Below are 16807 nucleotides of genomic sequence, written 5' to 3'. Positions count from 1 at the left end.
GGCCGGCGCGCTCCTGGGCCGCTAGCCCGGCACCGCGCGGGCCAGGACCTGGGGGTCGAGGTCCTGCTGGCCGGTGGTGGTCCACTGGACCAGCACGAGGGTGGCGTCGTCGTGCAGGCTCCCGCGCCGGTGCTCGAGGAGGGCGCCGAACACCCGCCGGACGACCTCCGGCAGGGGCACGGGCTCGACGAAGACACGGTGCAGCGCGTCGGTCAGGTGGTCCAGGCCGAACTCGCGGTGGTGGTCGTCCCGGGCCTCCGTGATCCCGTCGGTGTAGAGCACGATGGTGTCGCCGGGCTGCAGGTCCTCCTCGCCGACGGTCATGTCGCTGACGTCGAGGCCGAGCAGCGGGCGCCGGCCGCCCTCGAGGGACCTGACCACTCGCCCCGCCCGCACGAGCAGGGGCGACAGGTGCCCCGCGGTGACGTAGCGCAGCCGCCCGTTGGCCACGTCGAGCTCGGCCAGCACCCCGGTGGCGTAGAGGCGCCCGTCGAACTGCCGGGCGATCGCCTCGTGGACCGCCTCGGCCTGCTGGAACAGGCCCGCGCCACCGCGGCGGGCGTTGCGGTAGGCGGCCACCGCCGTCGCCGCGGCCAGCCCCGCGCCCAGGTCGTGGCCGGTGGCGTCGAACACCGCGAACTGCGCGGCCGTCGCCGACAGGGCGTAGTCGAACGCGTCGCCACCCATGTCGTAGGCCGGCTCGACCCGGCCCGTGACGATGACCCGGTCGGTGCCGGCCGTCAGGGGTGGCAGCACGTGCCAGATCAGCTCCGCCTCGGTGCTGCGCGGGTGCGAGCGGCGCACGGCGTCGATCGCGTCGCCGTACTGGTCCAGCGCCACCAGCAGATGACCCAGGTAGTGGGTCAGCCACCAGCACTGGCGCAGCAGGGTAAGGTCCCGCAGGTCGGGCTCGTCGTCGACCATGACGTCCAGCACGCCGAGACGCTCGACGCCGCCCAGGATCGGCACCCACAGGCGCGCCTGGCCGTCGTCCGCGACGGTGGACTGGGCCTGCAGCGTACGGAACGCCAGCCCGGGCAGGGTCGAGTCGATGCTCAGGCGGGTCCGGTCGCGGCCGTGCGCGCCCGGCATCGGCACGAGGGTCTGCTTGCCGTAGTCCGCCAGGTAGATGACCGCGCGGACGCCCAGGCGCCGGGCGGCCTCGTCGACCGCGGCGGGCGCGGCGTCCGGGGGCACCAGGTGAGCGCGGTCCAGCAGGGAGGTCAGCGCGCCCAGCGGCCCCTCCTCCGGCTCGAAGGTGCGGATCGTGCGGGAGTAGGGCGCGCGGTTGTCCCCGACCAGGCTGTCGAGGTACTCGTTGACCGCCAGCGCGACGTGGTCGCGCTGGTCGGCGGGCAGGTCGAGGGCCCCGTTGAGGAAGGCGTCGAGCTCGACCGGTCCCGCGGTCCCGCCCAGGGCGAAGTACCGCGTCCACAGCGCGTCCACGCTCAGGTGCGTGCGGGCCTGTGCGGCGCGGATCATCCGCCGCTGCCGCTCGGGCGTCATGGTCACCACCGCGACCGGTTGGCCGCGACGATCCGAGCTGCCACCTGGTGCACGCCGCCGCCGTCGTGCTGCGCCAGGCTCACGAGGTGTGCGAAGGCGGCCTGCTGGGAGACGTTGTCACGGCCCATGACCACGCCCGTGGCCAGCGTGACCAGGTCCCGCTGAGCGAGCAGCGCCTGGACGTCGGCGCTGAGGTCACCCGCGCGCCGGAAGTGCTGGGCGTTGGACACCAGGATCGCCACCTGCGCGGCGAACATCGCCAGCGTCGTCTCGTGCCGCTCGCCGAACGTCCCCGGGGCGGGGGCATACAGCTTCAGCGCGCCGACGGCCGTCTCGCCGACGGCCGCGGGCGCGCTCAGCGTCGACCCGACGCCCAGCTCCGCCGCCGCCGGGCCCCAGACGGGCCAGCGGGTGTCGGTCGCCACGTCGTCGACCCGGATGATCTGGCGCGTGCGCCACGCGGTCAGGCACGGCCCTTCGTCCAGCTCGTACTGCAGGTCGTCGACCCGCTGCACCACAGCGTCCGTGGCGGCGGCCGTGATCCGGGCCCCGTCCGGCGCGGTCGTGCTGATCCCCGCACCGTAGGAGGCCGGGAAGATCCGCACGGCGGTCGAGGTCAGCAGGCTTAGCACCGCCTCGGCGACCTCGTCCGAGAGCAGCAGTCCCGAGGCGCGCGCGACCACCGCCCCGAGATCCCCGCCCGGCAGCTCACTGTCCATGGTGCCATCACCACCCAGGCGTCCGTCGCCCACCCCCACGCTACGCCGGACCGGAGCCCATGACACCGGTCCGGCGGGGACTGCCCCACGCGCCCGCCGCGGGCCCGGCACGACCGACGCGACAAGTCCGACAGCGGCGGGTGGCAGCACCCACCAGTACTGGATCCCGGCGTACTTGATGACGAGTGCGGCGGCGAAGCCGAGCGGGAACACCCCCATCAGTGCCGGCAGCCCGATGAGCGCTCCGGGAACGGCAACGCCTGCCTGCCGACGATCAGGGCCATGAGCGCGCCAAGGGTCGGGGGGACCACCACGGCGTGCCCAGGCGCTCGGCCAGCCTCGCACCGTCGGCGTCGAGGCTGGACAGCATGTCCCCGGATTCCCCGTCCGTCCGTGCGGCCGGTCGCCCGGGCGCGCTCGCGGAGGTCCGCCTTGCCGCGCGCACGCCACGCGGCGACGTCGGCGACCGAGACCTCGCCGAGCACCTGGGCCGGCGCGGACGCCGCTCCCCCTGCCGGGCCGGGCAGTATGGTCATCGCCTCGAGCCGGCCAGTCGAACGTCCTCAGAACGGACACACATGCCTGTGATCACGCCGGAGCGCGCGTACGTCGTCGAGGCCCGATGCGCGGCCTGACGGTGGGCGCGGTGATCCTGTTCGCCGCGCTCGCCGTCGGCCTGCTCGTGCTCGGTGTGGCGATCGTGCTGGCAGTCAGTCGCCGCCACACCCCGCTCACGGCCACGGCCAGCTCCGTCGCGTTCGTCGTTGTGCTCGGGGCTTGCTGGTTCCTCGCGGCGCCGGTGGTGATCGACGGCGTCTACTGCGTCGGTAGCGCCAGTGACGGCCTGGTACCGGACCTGTCGATGGGCGCCGACTCGATGAACCCGCCCGCATGCGTCGATCTGTCCCGCCAGATCGTGGGCTGGTGGTCCGCCGCGGTGATCGTCGCAGTCGCGGGCTGGGGCCTGGCCCTGGCGCGGGTCACACGATCTCGTGCGCAGAAGGGCCTGGAGCAACCGGCTCACGGCGTCGGGACGTCGTCGGCAGCAGGAAGACCGCCGCTGCCGTGATGCGGAAGCCAGCGAGGCTCTTCCGGTGCGGGTGCGCAGCTACGAGCCCTGCCGCGAGCCCCACACCGACCAACGCCATCAGCATGACGATCATGCGGTCACCCCTCCCGCGTCTCGGTCCTGGCTATCCGAAGATGTCGCCGTACCAGACGTCCAGAGCGACACGGCGTTCCGACTCCACCTCCACCGACCAGCACACTTCTCTGAACTCGGGGACCCGGAAGACACATCGCTCCCCATGGTCCGTCGCCGCACCCATCGCCTCGGCCAGCTCCTCGACCGTCGACGACGGGGGTACAGCGACCGAGACCGTCCGCCAGCAGCCACCGGAACCGCACTCCTTGCCGGTGTCCATCACCGCGGCAGTCTCCGGCAGGGGGACGTCCGAGACCGTCGGCGTCGCTCCCTCGTCCACCATCCGCCACACGAGGACGCTCAGGACGACCGCGCCGATCACCCCTGCAACCGTCAGCGTCGGCACCAAGAACCTGCGGAGCCGCCTTCCAGACCCCCCGCTGGTCCCCGTGGTCCGAACCGGCCGACTCTCCGCAGACATCAGGCTCCCTCGCCGGCCCGTACCTGAGGCTGCAGGATACGGGCCGCGATCACCCCGGGAGCCGGGGTGTCATCGAGGCGCAATCCCTGCACTCCGTGACCGTGGGGCCGTGGCAAAGCCGCAGCGGGGCCACAGCGGGGCCACGAGTTGCCAGTCTGGGTATCTGCGTCCCCGCGTGTCCTCGACAGCGGTCAGCAAAGGTGCAGGTCAGCGGCAGAAATCCGCTGGTGGTGGGCCCGGCCGGGTTCGAACCGACGACATCCACGGTGTAAGCGTGGCGCTCTGACCAGCTGAGCTACAGGCCCTGAGACGCACTGTGCGAGTGCGAACGGCAAGGATACCGGCCAGGAGGGGCGCTCCGGCCGCGGTGTCCGGGCCCCTGCGCGCCGCCGCGCCGTCACAGCCGCGCGACAGCCTCCCGGTACGCCTGCAGGTCGCGGGCCCGCCCGCGGGGGCTGACGACGTTCCAGCGCACCACGCCGTCGGCGTCGATCAGGAAGGTGCCGCGCAGCGCGTGGCCGGTGGCGTCGTCGAAGACGCCGTAGGCCCGGGCGACGTCGCCGTGCGGCCAGAAGTCGCTGAGCAGGTCGAAGCCGAAGCCCTCGTGCTGCTGCCACGCCTTGAGCGTGTAGACCGGATCGGTGGAGACCGCCAGGAGCCGCACCCCGGCGCTCTCGAAGTCCTCGATGTTGTCGCGCAGCTCGCACAGCTCCCCGGTGCACACGCGCGAGAAGGCGAAGGGGTAGAACACGACGAGCACCGGCTCGCCGCGCAGGTCGGCCAGGTGTACGGGCGTGCCGTGCGTGTCGGGCAGGGTGAAGTCGGGCGCGGGGTCCCCCGCTCCCGGGACGGCGACGAGGTCCACGGCAGGCGCGTCGGTCATGCGCCCATCGTGCCCCACGGTGCGCCGGTCAGCGCCCGCGCCCCCGGTTGGCCAGCTTCGTGGCCGACCAGTCGGACGCGACGGCGAGAGTCGTCATCGCATGCAGGCCCGCCGTCGTCGCGGCCTCCTGGATCTCGTTGTGGCCGACGTGGCCGTCCCGCCCGGGCTTCGGCGTCAGCAGCCACACCAGGCCGCCGTCGTCCAGCACGGTCAGCGCGTCGACCAGCATGTCGGTGAGGTCGCCGTCGCCGTCGCGCCACCAGACGATCACGCCGTCGGTGACGTCGTCGTAGTCCTCGTCGACGAGCTCGGAACCGACGACGTCCTCGATCGCGGCGCGCAGGCCCTCGTCGACGTCATCGCCCCAGCCGAACTCCTGCACCACCTGGCCGGGCCCGAACCCGAGGCGAGCCGCCAGTGGATCGGTCTGCTGTCCCACGTGGTTCGTCGTTCCTTCCGTCGTCTTCGCTCGTCCGAGTCTCCCGGGCGGCGCCAGGCGCATCCCGTGTGCGCAAACGTAGTCCACGGCGGCCCCTCGTGCCTCACTACTTCACCCACCGGCCCGGCGGGCGTCGTCGGACGCGGCCCCGGGCGCCGCCGTCGGACACCGCCACCACCGCCCCGCGCCGCCGCCGCGGGCCGCCGCCACACCGCACCCGGCCGACGCATGACGCACATCACTCTCTCTTGACCCCGGCCTGGTGCGACCCGGGAAGATGAGGGGACACAATAGGTGGGATCACCACCTGTGCGCGCAGCGCGGCGCACCCGCCACGGACACGGTCACGGCGACCTGCACCGGGCCAGCGGGAGGCCGGCGCGCACGGGACGACGACAGGGCGGGCCCGGTGCTGACCCACCGGCCCGGCCTGACAAGAGAGAGGTTGCTGGTGGCTTCGTACGACGAGACCGGACCGCTGATCAACGGTCTGCTCAGCTCGGTCCCCGACATCGACCAGGCCGAGACGGCCGAGTGGGTCGAGTCCCTCGACGGCCTGATCGACGACAAGGGCGGTCCGCGCGCCCGCTACGTCATGCTCAACCTGCTGCGCCGCGCCCGTGAGCGCGGCGTGCACATCCCCGCCTCGTTCGCCACGCCGTACGTCAACACCATCGACGTGCAGGACGAGCCGTACTTCCCGGGCGACGAGGCCCTCGAGCGCAAGTACCGCTCGTGGATCCGCTGGAACGCCGCCGTCATGGTGACGCGCGCCCAGCGCCCGGGTCTCGGCGTCGGCGGCCACATCTCCTCCTACGCCTCCGTGGCGACGCTCACCGAGGTGGGCCTCAACCACTTCTTCCGCGGCAAGAGCCACCCGGGCGGCGGCGACCAGGTCTACTTCCAGGGCCACTCCTCCCCCGGCATGTACGCCCGCGCCTTCCTCGAGGGCCGGCTCAGCGCCGAGCAGCTCGACGGGTTCCGCCAGGAGAAGTCGCACGCGGGCGGCGGCCTGCCGTCCTACCCGCACCCGCGCCTCATGCCGGACTTCTGGGAGTTCCCGACCGTCTCCATGGGCCTCGGCCCGGCGTCGGCGATCTACCAGGCGTGGACCAACAAGTACCTGCACAACCGCGGCATCAAGGACACCAGCCAGCAGGACGTCTGGGCGTTCCTCGGCGACGGCGAGATGGACGAGCCCGAGTCGCGCGGCATGCTGCAGCTCGCGGCGCACCAGAAGCTCGACAACCTGACGTTCGTCGTGAACTGCAACCTGCAGCGCCTCGACGGCCCCGTGCGCGGCAACGGCCAGATCATCCAGGAGCTGGAGGCCCAGTTCAAGGGCGCCGGCTGGAACGTCATCAAGGTGATCTGGGGTCGCGAGTGGGACGCCCTGCTCAACGCGGACAAGGACCACGCGCTGGTCAACCTGATGAGCAGCACGCCCGACGGCGACTACCAGACCTACCGGGCGGAGTCGGGCGCGTTCATCCGCGAGCACTTCTTCGGTCGCGACCCGCGCACCAAGGCGCTCGTCGAGAACATGACCGACGAGGACATCTGGAACATGAAGCGCGGTGGCCACGACTACCGCAAGATCTACGCGGCGTACTCGGCGGCCCGCGCCCACGAGGGCCAGCCGACCGTGATCCTCGCGCAGACCGTCAAGGGCTACGGCCTGGGCGCCGGCTTCGCCGGGCGCAACGCCACCCACCAGATGAAGAAGCTCAAGGCCGACGAGCTCAAGGCCCTGCGCGACTCCCTGCACATCCCGATCTCCGACGAGCAGATCGACGCCGACCCGTACCAGCCGCCGTACTTCCACCCCGGGGCCGACGACCCGGCGATCCAGTACATGCTGGAGCGCCGCCGCAACCTCGGCGGGTTCGTGCCGGAGCGCCGCGGCAACGCGGCCAAGGCCCTGACCCTGCCGCAGGAGAAGTCCTACGAGCTGCTCAAGAAGGGCTCGGGCACGCAGGAGGTCGCCACCACCATGGCGTTCGTCCGCCTGCTCAAGGACCTCATCAAGGACAAGGAGTTCGGCAAGCGCATCGTGCCGATCATCCCGGACGAGGCGCGCACGTTCGGCCTGGACTCGATCTTCCCGAGCGCGAAGATCTTCAACACCCAGGGCCAGCACTACCTCGCGGTCGACCGCGAGCTGATGCTGAGCTACAAGGAGTCCGAGTCCGGGCAGATCATGCACACGGGCATCAACGAGGCCGGCTCCGCCGCCGCGTTCCAGGCCGTCGGCACGGCGTACGCCACGCACGGCGAGGCCATGGTGCCCGTGTACATCTTCTACTCGATGTTCGGGTTCCAGCGGACCGGCGACCAGTTCTGGGCTGCCGGCGACCAGATGGCGCGCGGCTTCGTCATCGGCGCGACCGCCGGGCGCACCACCCTCACGGGTGAGGGCCTGCAGCACGCCGACGGCCACTCGCCGCTGCTGGCGGGCACCAACACGGCGTTCGTCCAGTACGACCCGGCCTACGGCTACGAGATCCGCCACATCGTGCGCGACGGCATCGAGCGCATGTACGGCGACGGCTCGGACGGCCGCGACCAGAACGTCATGTACTACCTCACGGTGTACAACGAGCCGATGGTCCAGCCGGCGGAGCCGGAGGACGTCGACGTCGAGGGCATCCTGCGCGGCATCCACCGCATCGCGACGTCCGACGTCGAGGGCCCCAAGGCGCAGCTCCTCGCCTCCGGCGTGGGCGTGCCGTGGGCGCTCGAGGCGCAGCAGCTGCTCAAGGAGGACTGGGGCGTGGCGGCCGACGTGTGGTCGGTGACGAGCTGGAACGAGCTGCGCCGCGACGCGCTCGAGGCGGAGAAGGCGGTGTTCGTCGACCCGACCGCCCCGGCGCGCACGCCGTACGTGACCGAGAAGCTCTCGGGCGCGCAGGGCCCGTTCGTGGCCACCAGCGACTACGACCACCTGGTCCCCGACCAGATCCGCAAGTGGGTCCCGGGCGACTACGAGGTGCTCGGCGCCGACGGCTTCGGGTTCTCCGACACCCGCGCCGCCGCCCGCCGCCACTTCCTCATCGACGGCCCGTCGATGGTCGTCAAGACGCTGCAGGTCCTCGCCCGCCGCGGCGAGGTCCCGGCCGACGTCGTGGCCAAGGCGATCGAGAAGTACCGCCTGCTCGACGTCAACGCCGGCACGTCCGGCAACGCCGGCGGCGAGAGCTGACGGCGGTGCCGACGACGGTGCCGACGGCCTGACCCGGCCCGCGCAGCACGACGGCGGCCGGTCACCCCTCGCGGGGTGGCCGGCCGCCGTCGTGCTTCGGGTGTCCCTACGGGCGCGGGTCGGCGTCGGACGGCGAGGCGGTCACCGCGGCGTCGCCCGCCTCGTACGCCTCCATCACCGGGCGCAGCTCCGCCTTGATCCGCGCGACGGCCTCGGCGTCGGGGTACAGGTCCAGGCTCGCGAGGTGCTGCCGGGCGTCGAACGGCCGGCCGGCCTCGAGCGCGGCCAGGACGAGGTGGCGGCCCACCTCGGGGGTGTGCTCGCGCGCCCGCCAGTGCCCGACGCCGAGGCCGAGCGCCTCGACGGGCATGCCCGCCTCGCGCAAAATCTCCAGCCCCTCGGCGAGCGCCCGCCCCTGAGGGTCGCGCTCGGCGGCGGTCGCGAGCCGGCGCACCGCGCCGTCCGGGTCGGACTGCAGGGACAGGCGGCCCAGCTCCAGCAGGGGGTACCAGCCGCGCGGGTGCCCGGCGAGCTCCTCGGCGAGCGACCAGACGGCGAGGTCGGCGGCGCGCTCGCGCTGCTCGGCCACCGTCTCCTCGTCCGCGGCCGTCAGCGGGTCCTCCTGGGCGGGCTCCGCGGCCCGGCGGCGGACGATCTCGGCGAGGGCCTGGAAGGCCCGCACGTCGTTCGGGTCGTCGACGAGCATCGCGCGCAGCGCGTCCTCGTGCACGGTGTCGCCCAGGCGCCGCGCCGCCGACGTCGGCCGCCGCGCTCCCACGGTGGAGGCGGAGAAGGGCCGACGGAGAAGGTGACGGAGCCGGGGCATCAGAGCCATGCCCCGACCATAACCACAAAGCCGTGACCCCGGCAGGCGCGCGCCTCGGCGCACATGTGGCCCCGCACGTCGGCGGGGTGCGCCGGTCCCCGCACCGGGCTTTGTGGACTCTCGACAACCGGCGACGGCGCACGCGGCGGTGCGCACGTATCCTCGTCGGGTGCCGACCTCCACCGAGCCCGCCACCTCGGGCGCCTCCCCCGGCAGCCCGCGCACCCCGGACACACGCGCCGACGACCGCGCCGCCACCGTCCAGCGGATCCGGGAGGGCACCGGCTTCCTCGCCGCCGCGGCCCTGCGCCACCTCGACGAGAAGCTGTCCTGGTACCGCGAGCTGCCCGCCGAGGACCGCTCGTACGTCGGGCTCGTCGCCCAGGCCGGCATCAAGGCGTTCGTCTCCTGGTTCGCCGACCCCTCGGCGCCCCCGCACGGCGTCGGCGAGATGTTCGCCGCCGCGCCGCCGGAGCTGACCCGGTCGATCTCCCTGCAGCACACGCTGCAGCTGGTGCGGATCGTCGTCGACGTCGTCGAGACGCACTCCGACCAGATCGCCGCGCCCGGCACCGAGCGGGAGCTGCGCGAGGCCGTGCTGCGCTACTCGCGGGAGGTCGCGTTCTCGGCCGCCGAGGTCTACGCGCGCGCCGCCGAGGTCCGCGGCGCGTGGGACGCGCGGCTGGAGGCCCTGGTCGTGGACGCGCTCGTGCGCGGCGACGGCGACGACTCCGTGCGCTCGCGCGTGTCGGCGCTGGGCTGGAGCGGGCGCGGCAAGGCCCTCGTCGTGGTCGGCGAGGCCACGTCGGGCCTGGACGACGTGCGCACCGCCGACCTGCGCCGCGTCGCGCGCCGCGCGGCCGGCGACGCCCTGGTGGGCATCCACGGCGACCGGCTCGTGCTGCTGCTCGGCGGCGAGGGCGACCTGGTCGCGGCGGCGACCGGCCTGCTCGGCCGGTTCGGGCCGGGACCCGTGGTGATCGGCGCGGTGGTGCCGAGCGTGGCCGAGGCGTCCCGCTCCGCGGCGGCGGCGCTGGCCGGGCTCGCCGCGGCGCCGGCCTGGCCGCAGGCGCCGCGCCCGGTGATGGCCGACGACCTGCTGCCCGAGCGCGTCCTGACCGGCGACGAGAGCGCCCGGCGCACGCTGGTGGCGCAGGCGTACGAGCCGCTGCGCGAGGCGTCGGGCGCCGTCCTGGAGACCCTGTCCGCCTACCTCGGCACGGGTCGTTCCCTCGAGGCCGCCGCCCGCCGCCTCTACGTCCACCCCAACACCGTGCGCTACCGCCTGCGCAAGGTCTCCGAGATCACCGGGTGGGACCCGCTCGACGCCCGCGAGTCCTTCGTGCTCCAGGTGGCCCTGGCGCTCGGGCAGCTCGAGTCGCGGCGCTAACCCGCGCCTTGTCGGAATCCCACAACCGCCCCGAGGGAGGATGGTGCGGGTCGCCACGGCTCACGGCCGGGGCGGCATGACACCGTGGACCCGTGCTCGCCGTCGTCTGCCCTGGACAGGGCTCTCAGACCCCCGGGATGCTCGCGCCCTGGCTCGACCTGCCGGGCGTCGCTGACCACCTCGCCGCCTGGTCCCAGGCCGCCGGCACCGACCTCGTCGCCCACGGCACGACGTCGGACGCCGACACGATCCGGGACACCGCGGTCGCCCAGCCGCTCATCGTCGCCTCGTCACTGGTGGCGCTGCGCGTGATCCTCGACGGGCGGGACGCCGCCGCGGTGGTCGACGTGACCGCCGGCCACTCCGTCGGTGAGCTCGCCGCGGCCGCCGTCGCGGGCGTCCTCGACGACGCCGACGCCGTGGGGCTGGTCTCGCGCCGCGCCCGCGCCATGGGCGACGCCGCGGCCGCCGCGCCGTCGGGCATGAGCGCCGTCGTCGGCGGCGACCCCGCCGAGGTGCTCGCGGCGATCGAGGCCGCCGGGCTGTGGCCGGCCAACGTCAACGGCGGCGGCCAGACCGTGGCCGCCGGCGCGCTGGAGAACCTCGCCAAGCTGGCGGAGAACCCGCCGGCGCGCGCCCGCGTCATCCCGCTGCAGGTCGCCGGCGCCTTCCACACGCCCTTCATGGACCCCGCGCGCGAGGTCTTCGAGCCGGTCGCCACCGCCTGGCCCGCGGCCGACCCGCGCCTGCCGCTGCTGTCGAACGCCGACGGCGCCGAGTACGGCTCCCGCGAGGCCGGCGAGCACGGCCACGGCGCCGCCGCCGACGTGCTGGGCCGCCTCGCCGCCCAGGTCACCGCCCCGGTGCGCTGGGACCTGTGCATGGAGACGCTCGCGGCGCGCGGCGTCACCGCGATCCTCGAGCTCGCCCCCGGCGGCGTGCTCACCGGCCTGGCCAAGCGCGCGCTCAAGGGCGTGGAGCTGGTGGCCGTGAAGTCGCCGGACGACGTCGAGGCCGCGCGCGACCTCGTCGCCCGGCACTCCGACGCCGCCGCCCGCTGAGCCCGCGCCGCCGCGCCGTCTCGACACGACAGGAGACCCTCCGCATGACCGTCCGCCTCCAGCAGGCCGAGCCCGTCCGGTACTCGCGCATCCTCGGCCTGGGCGCCGAGCGCGGCGAGAACGTCGTCACCAACGACGACATCGCCGGGCCGATCGACTCGTCCGACGAGTGGATCCGCCAGCGCACGGGCATCGTCACCCGCCGCCGCGCGGGCGCCGACCGCGACGTGCTCGACCTCGCCGAGGCCGCCTCGGTCAAGGCCCTCGCCGCCGCCGGCATCGCGCCGGCCGACGTCGACGCGGTCATCGTCTCGACCGTCACCTACTTCGCCCAGACGCCGTCGGCCGCGGCCATCCTCGCCGACCGCATCGGCGCGAACCCCGCCGCCGCCTACGACGTCTCGGCCGCCTGCGCCGGCTACTGCTACGCCGTCGGCCAGGCCGACGCGCTCGTGCGCTCCGGCGTCGCGCGCCACGTGCTGGTGGTCGGCGCCGAGAAGCTGTCGGACTTCATCGACCCGACCGACCGCTCGATCTCGTTCCTGCTGGGCGACGGCGCCGGCGCCGCGGTGGTCGGCCCGTCCGACTTCCCCGGCATCGGCCCGACCGTCTGGGGCTCCGACGGCTCCAAGGCCACGACCATCCGCCAGACGCACTCCTGGTCCGAGCTGCGCGAGGACCCCTCGCTGGGCTGGCCGACGCTGCGCCAGGACGGCCCGACCGTGTTCAAGTGGGCGAGCTTCCAGGTGGGCCAGTTCGCCCAGCAGGCGATGGCCGCCGCGGGCGTGAAGCCCGAGGACATCGACGTGTTCGTCCCGCACCAGGCGAACATGCGGATCATCGACCAGATGATCAAGCAGCTCGGCCTGCGCGACGACGTCGTCGTGGGCCGCGACATCGCCGAGACGGGCAACACGTCGGCCGCGTCCGTGCCGCTGGCCGCCGAGCGCCTGCTCGCCGAGGGCCAGGCGAAGTCCGGCGACATCGCCCTGCAGATCGGCTTCGGGGCCGGTCTGGTGTACGCCGCCCAGGTCGTCGTGCTGCCGTAGTCTCGCCCCCGCGGGCGGCCCGGCCCTCCCGGCCGGCCGCCCACCCGCCCGTCCCGGTGCCGACGGCTCCGGACCCACCGAAGAGAAGGAACATCATGGCTAACACCGAGCAGGAGATCCTCGAGGGCCTCGCCGAGATCGTCGCCGAGGAGACCGGTCTGCCCACCGACGCCGTCGTGCCCGAGAAGTCGTTCACCGACGACCTCGACATCGACTCGCTGTCGATGATGACGATCGTGACCCACGCGGAGGACAAGTTCGGCGTCCGCATCCCCGACGAGGAGGTCAAGAACCTCACGACCGTCGGCGACGCCGTGAAGTTCATCGCCGGCGCCCAGGGCTGAGCCCTCGCCTCACGCACGGCCCGTGCGGCATCCACTCGCGCGGGCACGCCGACGGCGGCAGGGCCGGTGACCCCGGCCCGCCGCCGTCGCGCTCTCCGCGCGGCGCCGCACGCCCGCCCGCCGCTGACGCACCCTCACCTTCCTTCGACCACGGGAGCAGTCTCATGACCGCAGCACGCGACGTCGTCGTCACCGGACTCGGCGCCACCACGCCCCTGGGCGGCGACGCGCCCTCCACCTGGGCAGCGGCGCTGGCGGGCGAGTCGGGTGCGCGCACCCTCGACAACGACTGGGCCGAGAAGTACGAGCTGCCCGTGACGTTCGCGGCGACCATCAAGGTCGCCCCCTCCGAGGTGCTCTCCCGGCCGGAGATCAAGCGCATGGACCCGTCCACGCAGTACGCGATGGTCGCGGCGCGCGAGGCGTGGGCCGACGCCGGCTCCCCCGAGGTCGACGGCGAGCGGCTCGGCGCGGTCGTGTCCTCGGGCATCGGCGGCATCTGGACCACGCTGGACGGCTGGGACACCCTCAAGGAGCGCGGCGCCCGGCGCATGCTGCCGATGACGGTGCCGATGCTCATGCCGAACTCCCCCGTCGCGTACGTGTCGCTCGAGCTCGGCGCCCAGGCCGGCGCGCACGCGCTCGTCTCGGCGTGCGCGTCCGGTGCGGAGGCCATTGGCTACGCCGTCGACATGATCCGCACCGGCCGGGCCGACGTCGTCGTGGCCGGCGGCACGGAGGCGACCATCCACCCGATGCCGATCGCCGCGTTCGCCGCCTCGCGCACGCTGTCGCTGCGCAACGACGACCCGCAGCGCGCCTCGCGCCCGTACGACGTCGACCGCGACGGCTTCGTGATCGGCGAGGGCGCGGCCGTGCTGGTGCTGGAGTCGGCCGAGCACGCCGCCGCCCGCGGCGCCCGCGTCTACGCCAAGATCGCCGGCGTCGGCCTGTCGTCCGACGCGTACCACATCACCTCCCCCGACCCCGAGGGCAAGGGCCAGGTCGCCGCGATGCGCCGCGCGCTCGAGGACGCCCAGGTGACCGGGGCCGACGTCGTGCACGTCAACGCCCACGCCACCTCGACCAAGGTCGGCGACCTCACCGAGACCAAGTCGATCCGTACCCTGCTCGGGGCCGAGGCCGACCACGTGCAGCTGTCGGCCACCAAGTCGATGACCGGGCACCTGCTGGGCGGCGCCGGCGCGCTGGAGACGCTCTTCGCGGTCAAGGCGGTCCAGGAGCGCCTCGCCCCGCCGACGATCAACGTCGACAACCCCGACCCGGAGCTGCAGGTGCCGCTCGTGCGCAACACGCCGGAGAAGCTGCCCGACGGCGACATCGTCGCGGTCAACAACTCCTTCGGCTTCGGCGGCCACAACGTGGCGCTGGTCGTGGCCAGCGCCTGAGCCGCCGCACCGCTCCCCCGAGCCCCCCGGACGTCCCGTCCGGGGGGCTCGGTGCGTTCCCGGAGGCGCGCGCCGGTCGCCGGGTGATGGGTATTCTTCGTTTCCCCTTTTCGTCCGGTTCGCCTCGAAGTTGAGGTGAATCGCGGGGTGAATTTCTGGCCGCTCGCGCACGCATCCCCCGGCGACGCCGCACCGGCTCCCCCACCCTGGGCGCTCGCCCGCGGGTGTGCGGGCGGGCCGGGGGCGGGGCGGTACGCCCTTCCCTCCGGCGTGACGTCGTGTGGGGGGAACGCATGTCAGAACGGAAGTCCGTCCGCGCGCGCCTGGGGGCGCGCCTGTGGGCGAAGCGAGCGGTCGCGGCCGCCGGAGCGGCGGCGGTCGCCGTCACCGCCTCGGTCGGCGGAGCGAGCGCCGCCGACGGAGCGCCGCAGGAGGAGGCGCGGGCGACCGCCGAGTTCCTCGACGCGGACCTGCTGGGCCTGAGCCTCGCCGAGCTCGTCGGCGCCCGGTCCGCCTCGATCGGGTCGCCCGAGGCCGACACGGCGAGCATCGACGTCGGGCTGCTGGAGCGGCTCGTCGGCGTCGGGCTCGGCACCCTCGGCATCCCCGTGATCGGCGACGGCACCAACGCCGGGCTGCTCGACCTGGGGCCGGCCGCCGGCGCCGGTCTCCTCAACGGGTACGCCCACGCGCCCGACGGCGACAACGCCACGGCCGCATCGGGTGCCGTGACCGACGACGGCGCGATCAACCTCGGCGCCGTCCGGGACCACCCGGGCACCGACCTCGCTCGGCTCGACGCCACCGCGCTGCTCGACCGCCTCGGGGTGGCCGGGCTCACCGACCAGGTCGTCGACGAGGTCAGCCTCGGGCTCGGCGCGCTCGCGTCCTCCGCGACCCAGACGACCGCGACCGGAACGAGCAGCGACTACGTCGTCGCCGGCGCGGACCTGAAGGTCTCGAGCCCGCTCGTGGGCACCCTCGCCGACACGCTGGGCGCGACCACGGACGAGGTGGAGTCCACGGTCGGGGGCCTGCTCGGGCCGAACGGCGCTGTCCAGCAGACCCTCGGCACGCTGGACGTGGTCTCGGTCGACGTTCTCGGCCTGGTGGCGCTCGACCTCGGCTCCCCGCGCCTGACCGCGACCGTCGACCTCAGCGCGGTCAGCGACGAGCTGCTCGCCACCCCGCTCGTGAGCGAGAACGGGCTCGTCAGCATCGACCTCGCCAGCGGCGACATCACCGTCGACCTGGCGATGCTCCACGGCGGTGATCTCAACGGCCTGGCGCCGAACACCGAGCTGCTGACCGCCTCCGAGATCACCCGGATCACCGACACGATCGCCGAGCTCCTCGGCGAGCTCGTCGACCGAACCACCGCCGCCGTCGACACCGCCCTGCGCAACACCACAGTCGACGTGTCGCTCACGCCCACCGTGCGGCTCCTCGGCGGCATCGGGCTCGTCAGCAGCGACGTCGCGGTGAGCCTGCACGGCACGCTCGGGGACTTTCTGGGCCAGACCGGGACGGAGCCCGAGGTCGACGTGAGCGGGTCGATCCGCCTCCTCGGCCTGTCGATCCCCACCGACGACATCGTCGGTGCCGTGACGGAGCCGCTGCTGACCGAGCTCGTGCCCGCGATCGGCGGGGCGCTCTCGCCGGTCCTCTCCGCCGGCGGCACGGTCGTCGACGACGTCCTCGGCGGCGCCGTCCGCAGCGTGCTCACCACCCTGGACCCGGTCCTCGAGGGTGTCCTCTCCCAGATCCTGAGCCTGACGGTCAACAGCCAGCCGAACCCGGACCCGGCGCCGGGCGAGACGTTCAGCGTCACGGCGCTCAGGGTCACGGTGCTCCCGGCGATCGACGCCGTCGACGTCCCCCTGGCCACCTCGTCGGTCCGGGTGCAGCCGCTCGCCGCGCCCGCGCCGGACGACGCCGCCCCGGTCATCACCGGCGCGGACGACGCCGAGGTGCCCCAGGGCGCCGCGTTCGACCCGCTCGCCGGCGTCACCGCGAGCGACGCCGAGGACGGCGATCTGACGGGCAGCATCGAGGTCGGCGGCACCGTCGACACCACCACGCCCGGCACCTACGAGCTGACCTACACCGTCACCGACACCGCCGGCCAGACCACCACCGTCACCCGCACCGTCACCGTCACCGAGACCACCGGCAGCGACCCCGGCGACGGGGGCAGCGACCCCGGCGACGGGGGCAGCGACCCCGAGCCGGACGACGCCGCCCCGGTCATCACCGGCGCGGACGACGCCGAGGTGCCCCAGGGCGCCGCGTTCGACCCGCTCGCCGGCGTCACCGCGAGCGACGCCGAGGACGGCGATCTGACGGGCAGCATC

At 73.8% G+C, this 16807-nt stretch carries 14 protein-coding genes and 1 tRNA gene; 8 read left to right on the top strand and 7 right to left on the bottom strand.

Annotation, left to right across the window (positions count from 1 at the left end; translation table 11 throughout):
- Positions 1 to 21: 21 nt before the first annotated feature.
- The gene (locus GSF02_RS08770; protein WP_159794809.1) at positions 22 to 1506 is read right to left on the bottom strand and encodes a PP2C family protein-serine/threonine phosphatase; all 1485 of its coding nucleotides are present in this window, start codon (positions 1504 to 1506) and stop codon (positions 22 to 24) included.
- Positions 1507 to 1508: 2 nt separating this feature from the next.
- Positions 1509 to 2225: a GAF and ANTAR domain-containing protein gene (locus GSF02_RS08765; protein ID WP_159794807.1), complete on the bottom strand. Its 717-nt coding sequence runs from the start codon at positions 2223 to 2225 to the stop codon at positions 1509 to 1511.
- A 646-nt stretch (positions 2226 to 2871) separates the two neighbouring features.
- On the opposite strand from GSF02_RS08765, the gene GSF02_RS08760 reads away from it, so the two are divergent.
- Positions 2872 to 3294 carry a hypothetical protein gene (locus GSF02_RS08760; RefSeq protein ID WP_159794805.1) on the top strand — a complete coding sequence of 141 codons (423 nt, stop codon included), beginning with the start codon at positions 2872 to 2874 and terminating at the stop codon, positions 3292 to 3294.
- A gap of 124 nt (positions 3295 to 3418) precedes the next feature.
- On the opposite strand, the gene GSF02_RS08755 is transcribed toward GSF02_RS08760, so the two are convergent.
- From GSF02_RS08755 to GSF02_RS08740, 4 genes are all read right to left on the bottom strand, one after another.
- Positions 3419 to 3775 (bottom strand): hypothetical protein, encoded by a 357-nt coding sequence (locus GSF02_RS08755; protein WP_159794803.1) that lies wholly within the window; start codon positions 3773 to 3775, stop codon positions 3419 to 3421.
- Positions 3776 to 4078: 303 nt separating this feature from the next.
- Positions 4079 to 4155, bottom strand: a tRNA-Val gene (locus GSF02_RS08750).
- Between the two features lie 92 nt (positions 4156 to 4247).
- A complete protein-coding gene (locus tag GSF02_RS08745; RefSeq protein ID WP_159794801.1) occupies positions 4248 to 4733 on the bottom strand; it encodes a peroxiredoxin in 486 nt (161 codons plus the stop codon).
- 28 nt (positions 4734 to 4761) lie between these two features.
- The gene (locus GSF02_RS08740; RefSeq protein ID WP_159794799.1) at positions 4762 to 5172 is read right to left on the bottom strand and encodes a DUF3052 domain-containing protein; all 411 of its coding nucleotides are present in this window, start codon (positions 5170 to 5172) and stop codon (positions 4762 to 4764) included.
- A 451-nt stretch (positions 5173 to 5623) separates the two neighbouring features.
- Between GSF02_RS08740 and aceE the strand changes: the two genes are divergently transcribed.
- A complete protein-coding gene (gene aceE, locus GSF02_RS08735; RefSeq protein ID WP_159794797.1) occupies positions 5624 to 8374 on the top strand; it encodes a pyruvate dehydrogenase (acetyl-transferring), homodimeric type in 2751 nt (916 codons plus the stop codon).
- 106 nt (positions 8375 to 8480) lie between these two features.
- On the opposite strand, the gene GSF02_RS08730 is transcribed toward aceE, so the two are convergent.
- Positions 8481 to 9209, bottom strand: a complete 729-nt coding sequence (locus tag GSF02_RS08730; RefSeq protein WP_159794795.1) for a hypothetical protein — start codon at positions 9207 to 9209, stop codon at positions 8481 to 8483.
- Positions 9210 to 9369: 160 nt separating this feature from the next.
- Between GSF02_RS08730 and GSF02_RS08725 the strand changes: the two genes are divergently transcribed.
- From GSF02_RS08725 to GSF02_RS18590, 6 genes are all read left to right on the top strand, one after another.
- On the top strand, positions 9370 to 10590 hold the full coding sequence (locus GSF02_RS08725) for a PucR family transcriptional regulator (RefSeq protein WP_159794793.1): 1221 nt from the start codon (positions 9370 to 9372) through the stop codon (positions 10588 to 10590).
- Positions 10591 to 10682: 92 nt separating this feature from the next.
- Positions 10683 to 11651: an ACP S-malonyltransferase gene (locus tag GSF02_RS08720; protein WP_159794791.1), complete on the top strand. Its 969-nt coding sequence runs from the start codon at positions 10683 to 10685 to the stop codon at positions 11649 to 11651.
- Positions 11652 to 11695: 44 nt separating this feature from the next.
- The gene (locus GSF02_RS08715) at positions 11696 to 12700 is read left to right on the top strand and encodes a beta-ketoacyl-ACP synthase III (protein WP_159794789.1); all 1005 of its coding nucleotides are present in this window, start codon (positions 11696 to 11698) and stop codon (positions 12698 to 12700) included.
- Between the two features lie 95 nt (positions 12701 to 12795).
- Complete coding sequence (locus tag GSF02_RS08710) at positions 12796 to 13044, top strand: acyl carrier protein (RefSeq protein ID WP_159794787.1); 249 nt, start codon at positions 12796 to 12798, stop codon at positions 13042 to 13044.
- A gap of 164 nt (positions 13045 to 13208) precedes the next feature.
- Positions 13209 to 14453: a beta-ketoacyl-ACP synthase II gene (fabF, locus tag GSF02_RS08705; protein ID WP_159794785.1), complete on the top strand. Its 1245-nt coding sequence runs from the start codon at positions 13209 to 13211 to the stop codon at positions 14451 to 14453.
- 293 nt (positions 14454 to 14746) lie between these two features.
- A partial coding sequence (locus GSF02_RS18590; RefSeq protein ID WP_201308854.1) for a choice-of-anchor G family protein occupies positions 14747 to 16807 on the top strand: 2061 nt, incomplete at its 3' end.

This window comes from Puerhibacterium puerhi, assembly GCF_009846865.1.
Taxonomy (GTDB): Bacteria; Actinomycetota; Actinomycetes; order Actinomycetales; family Cellulomonadaceae; genus Puerhibacterium; species Puerhibacterium puerhi.
Note: the sequence above shows the minus strand (reverse complement) of the source record. Positions and strands in the feature narration are given on the sequence as shown.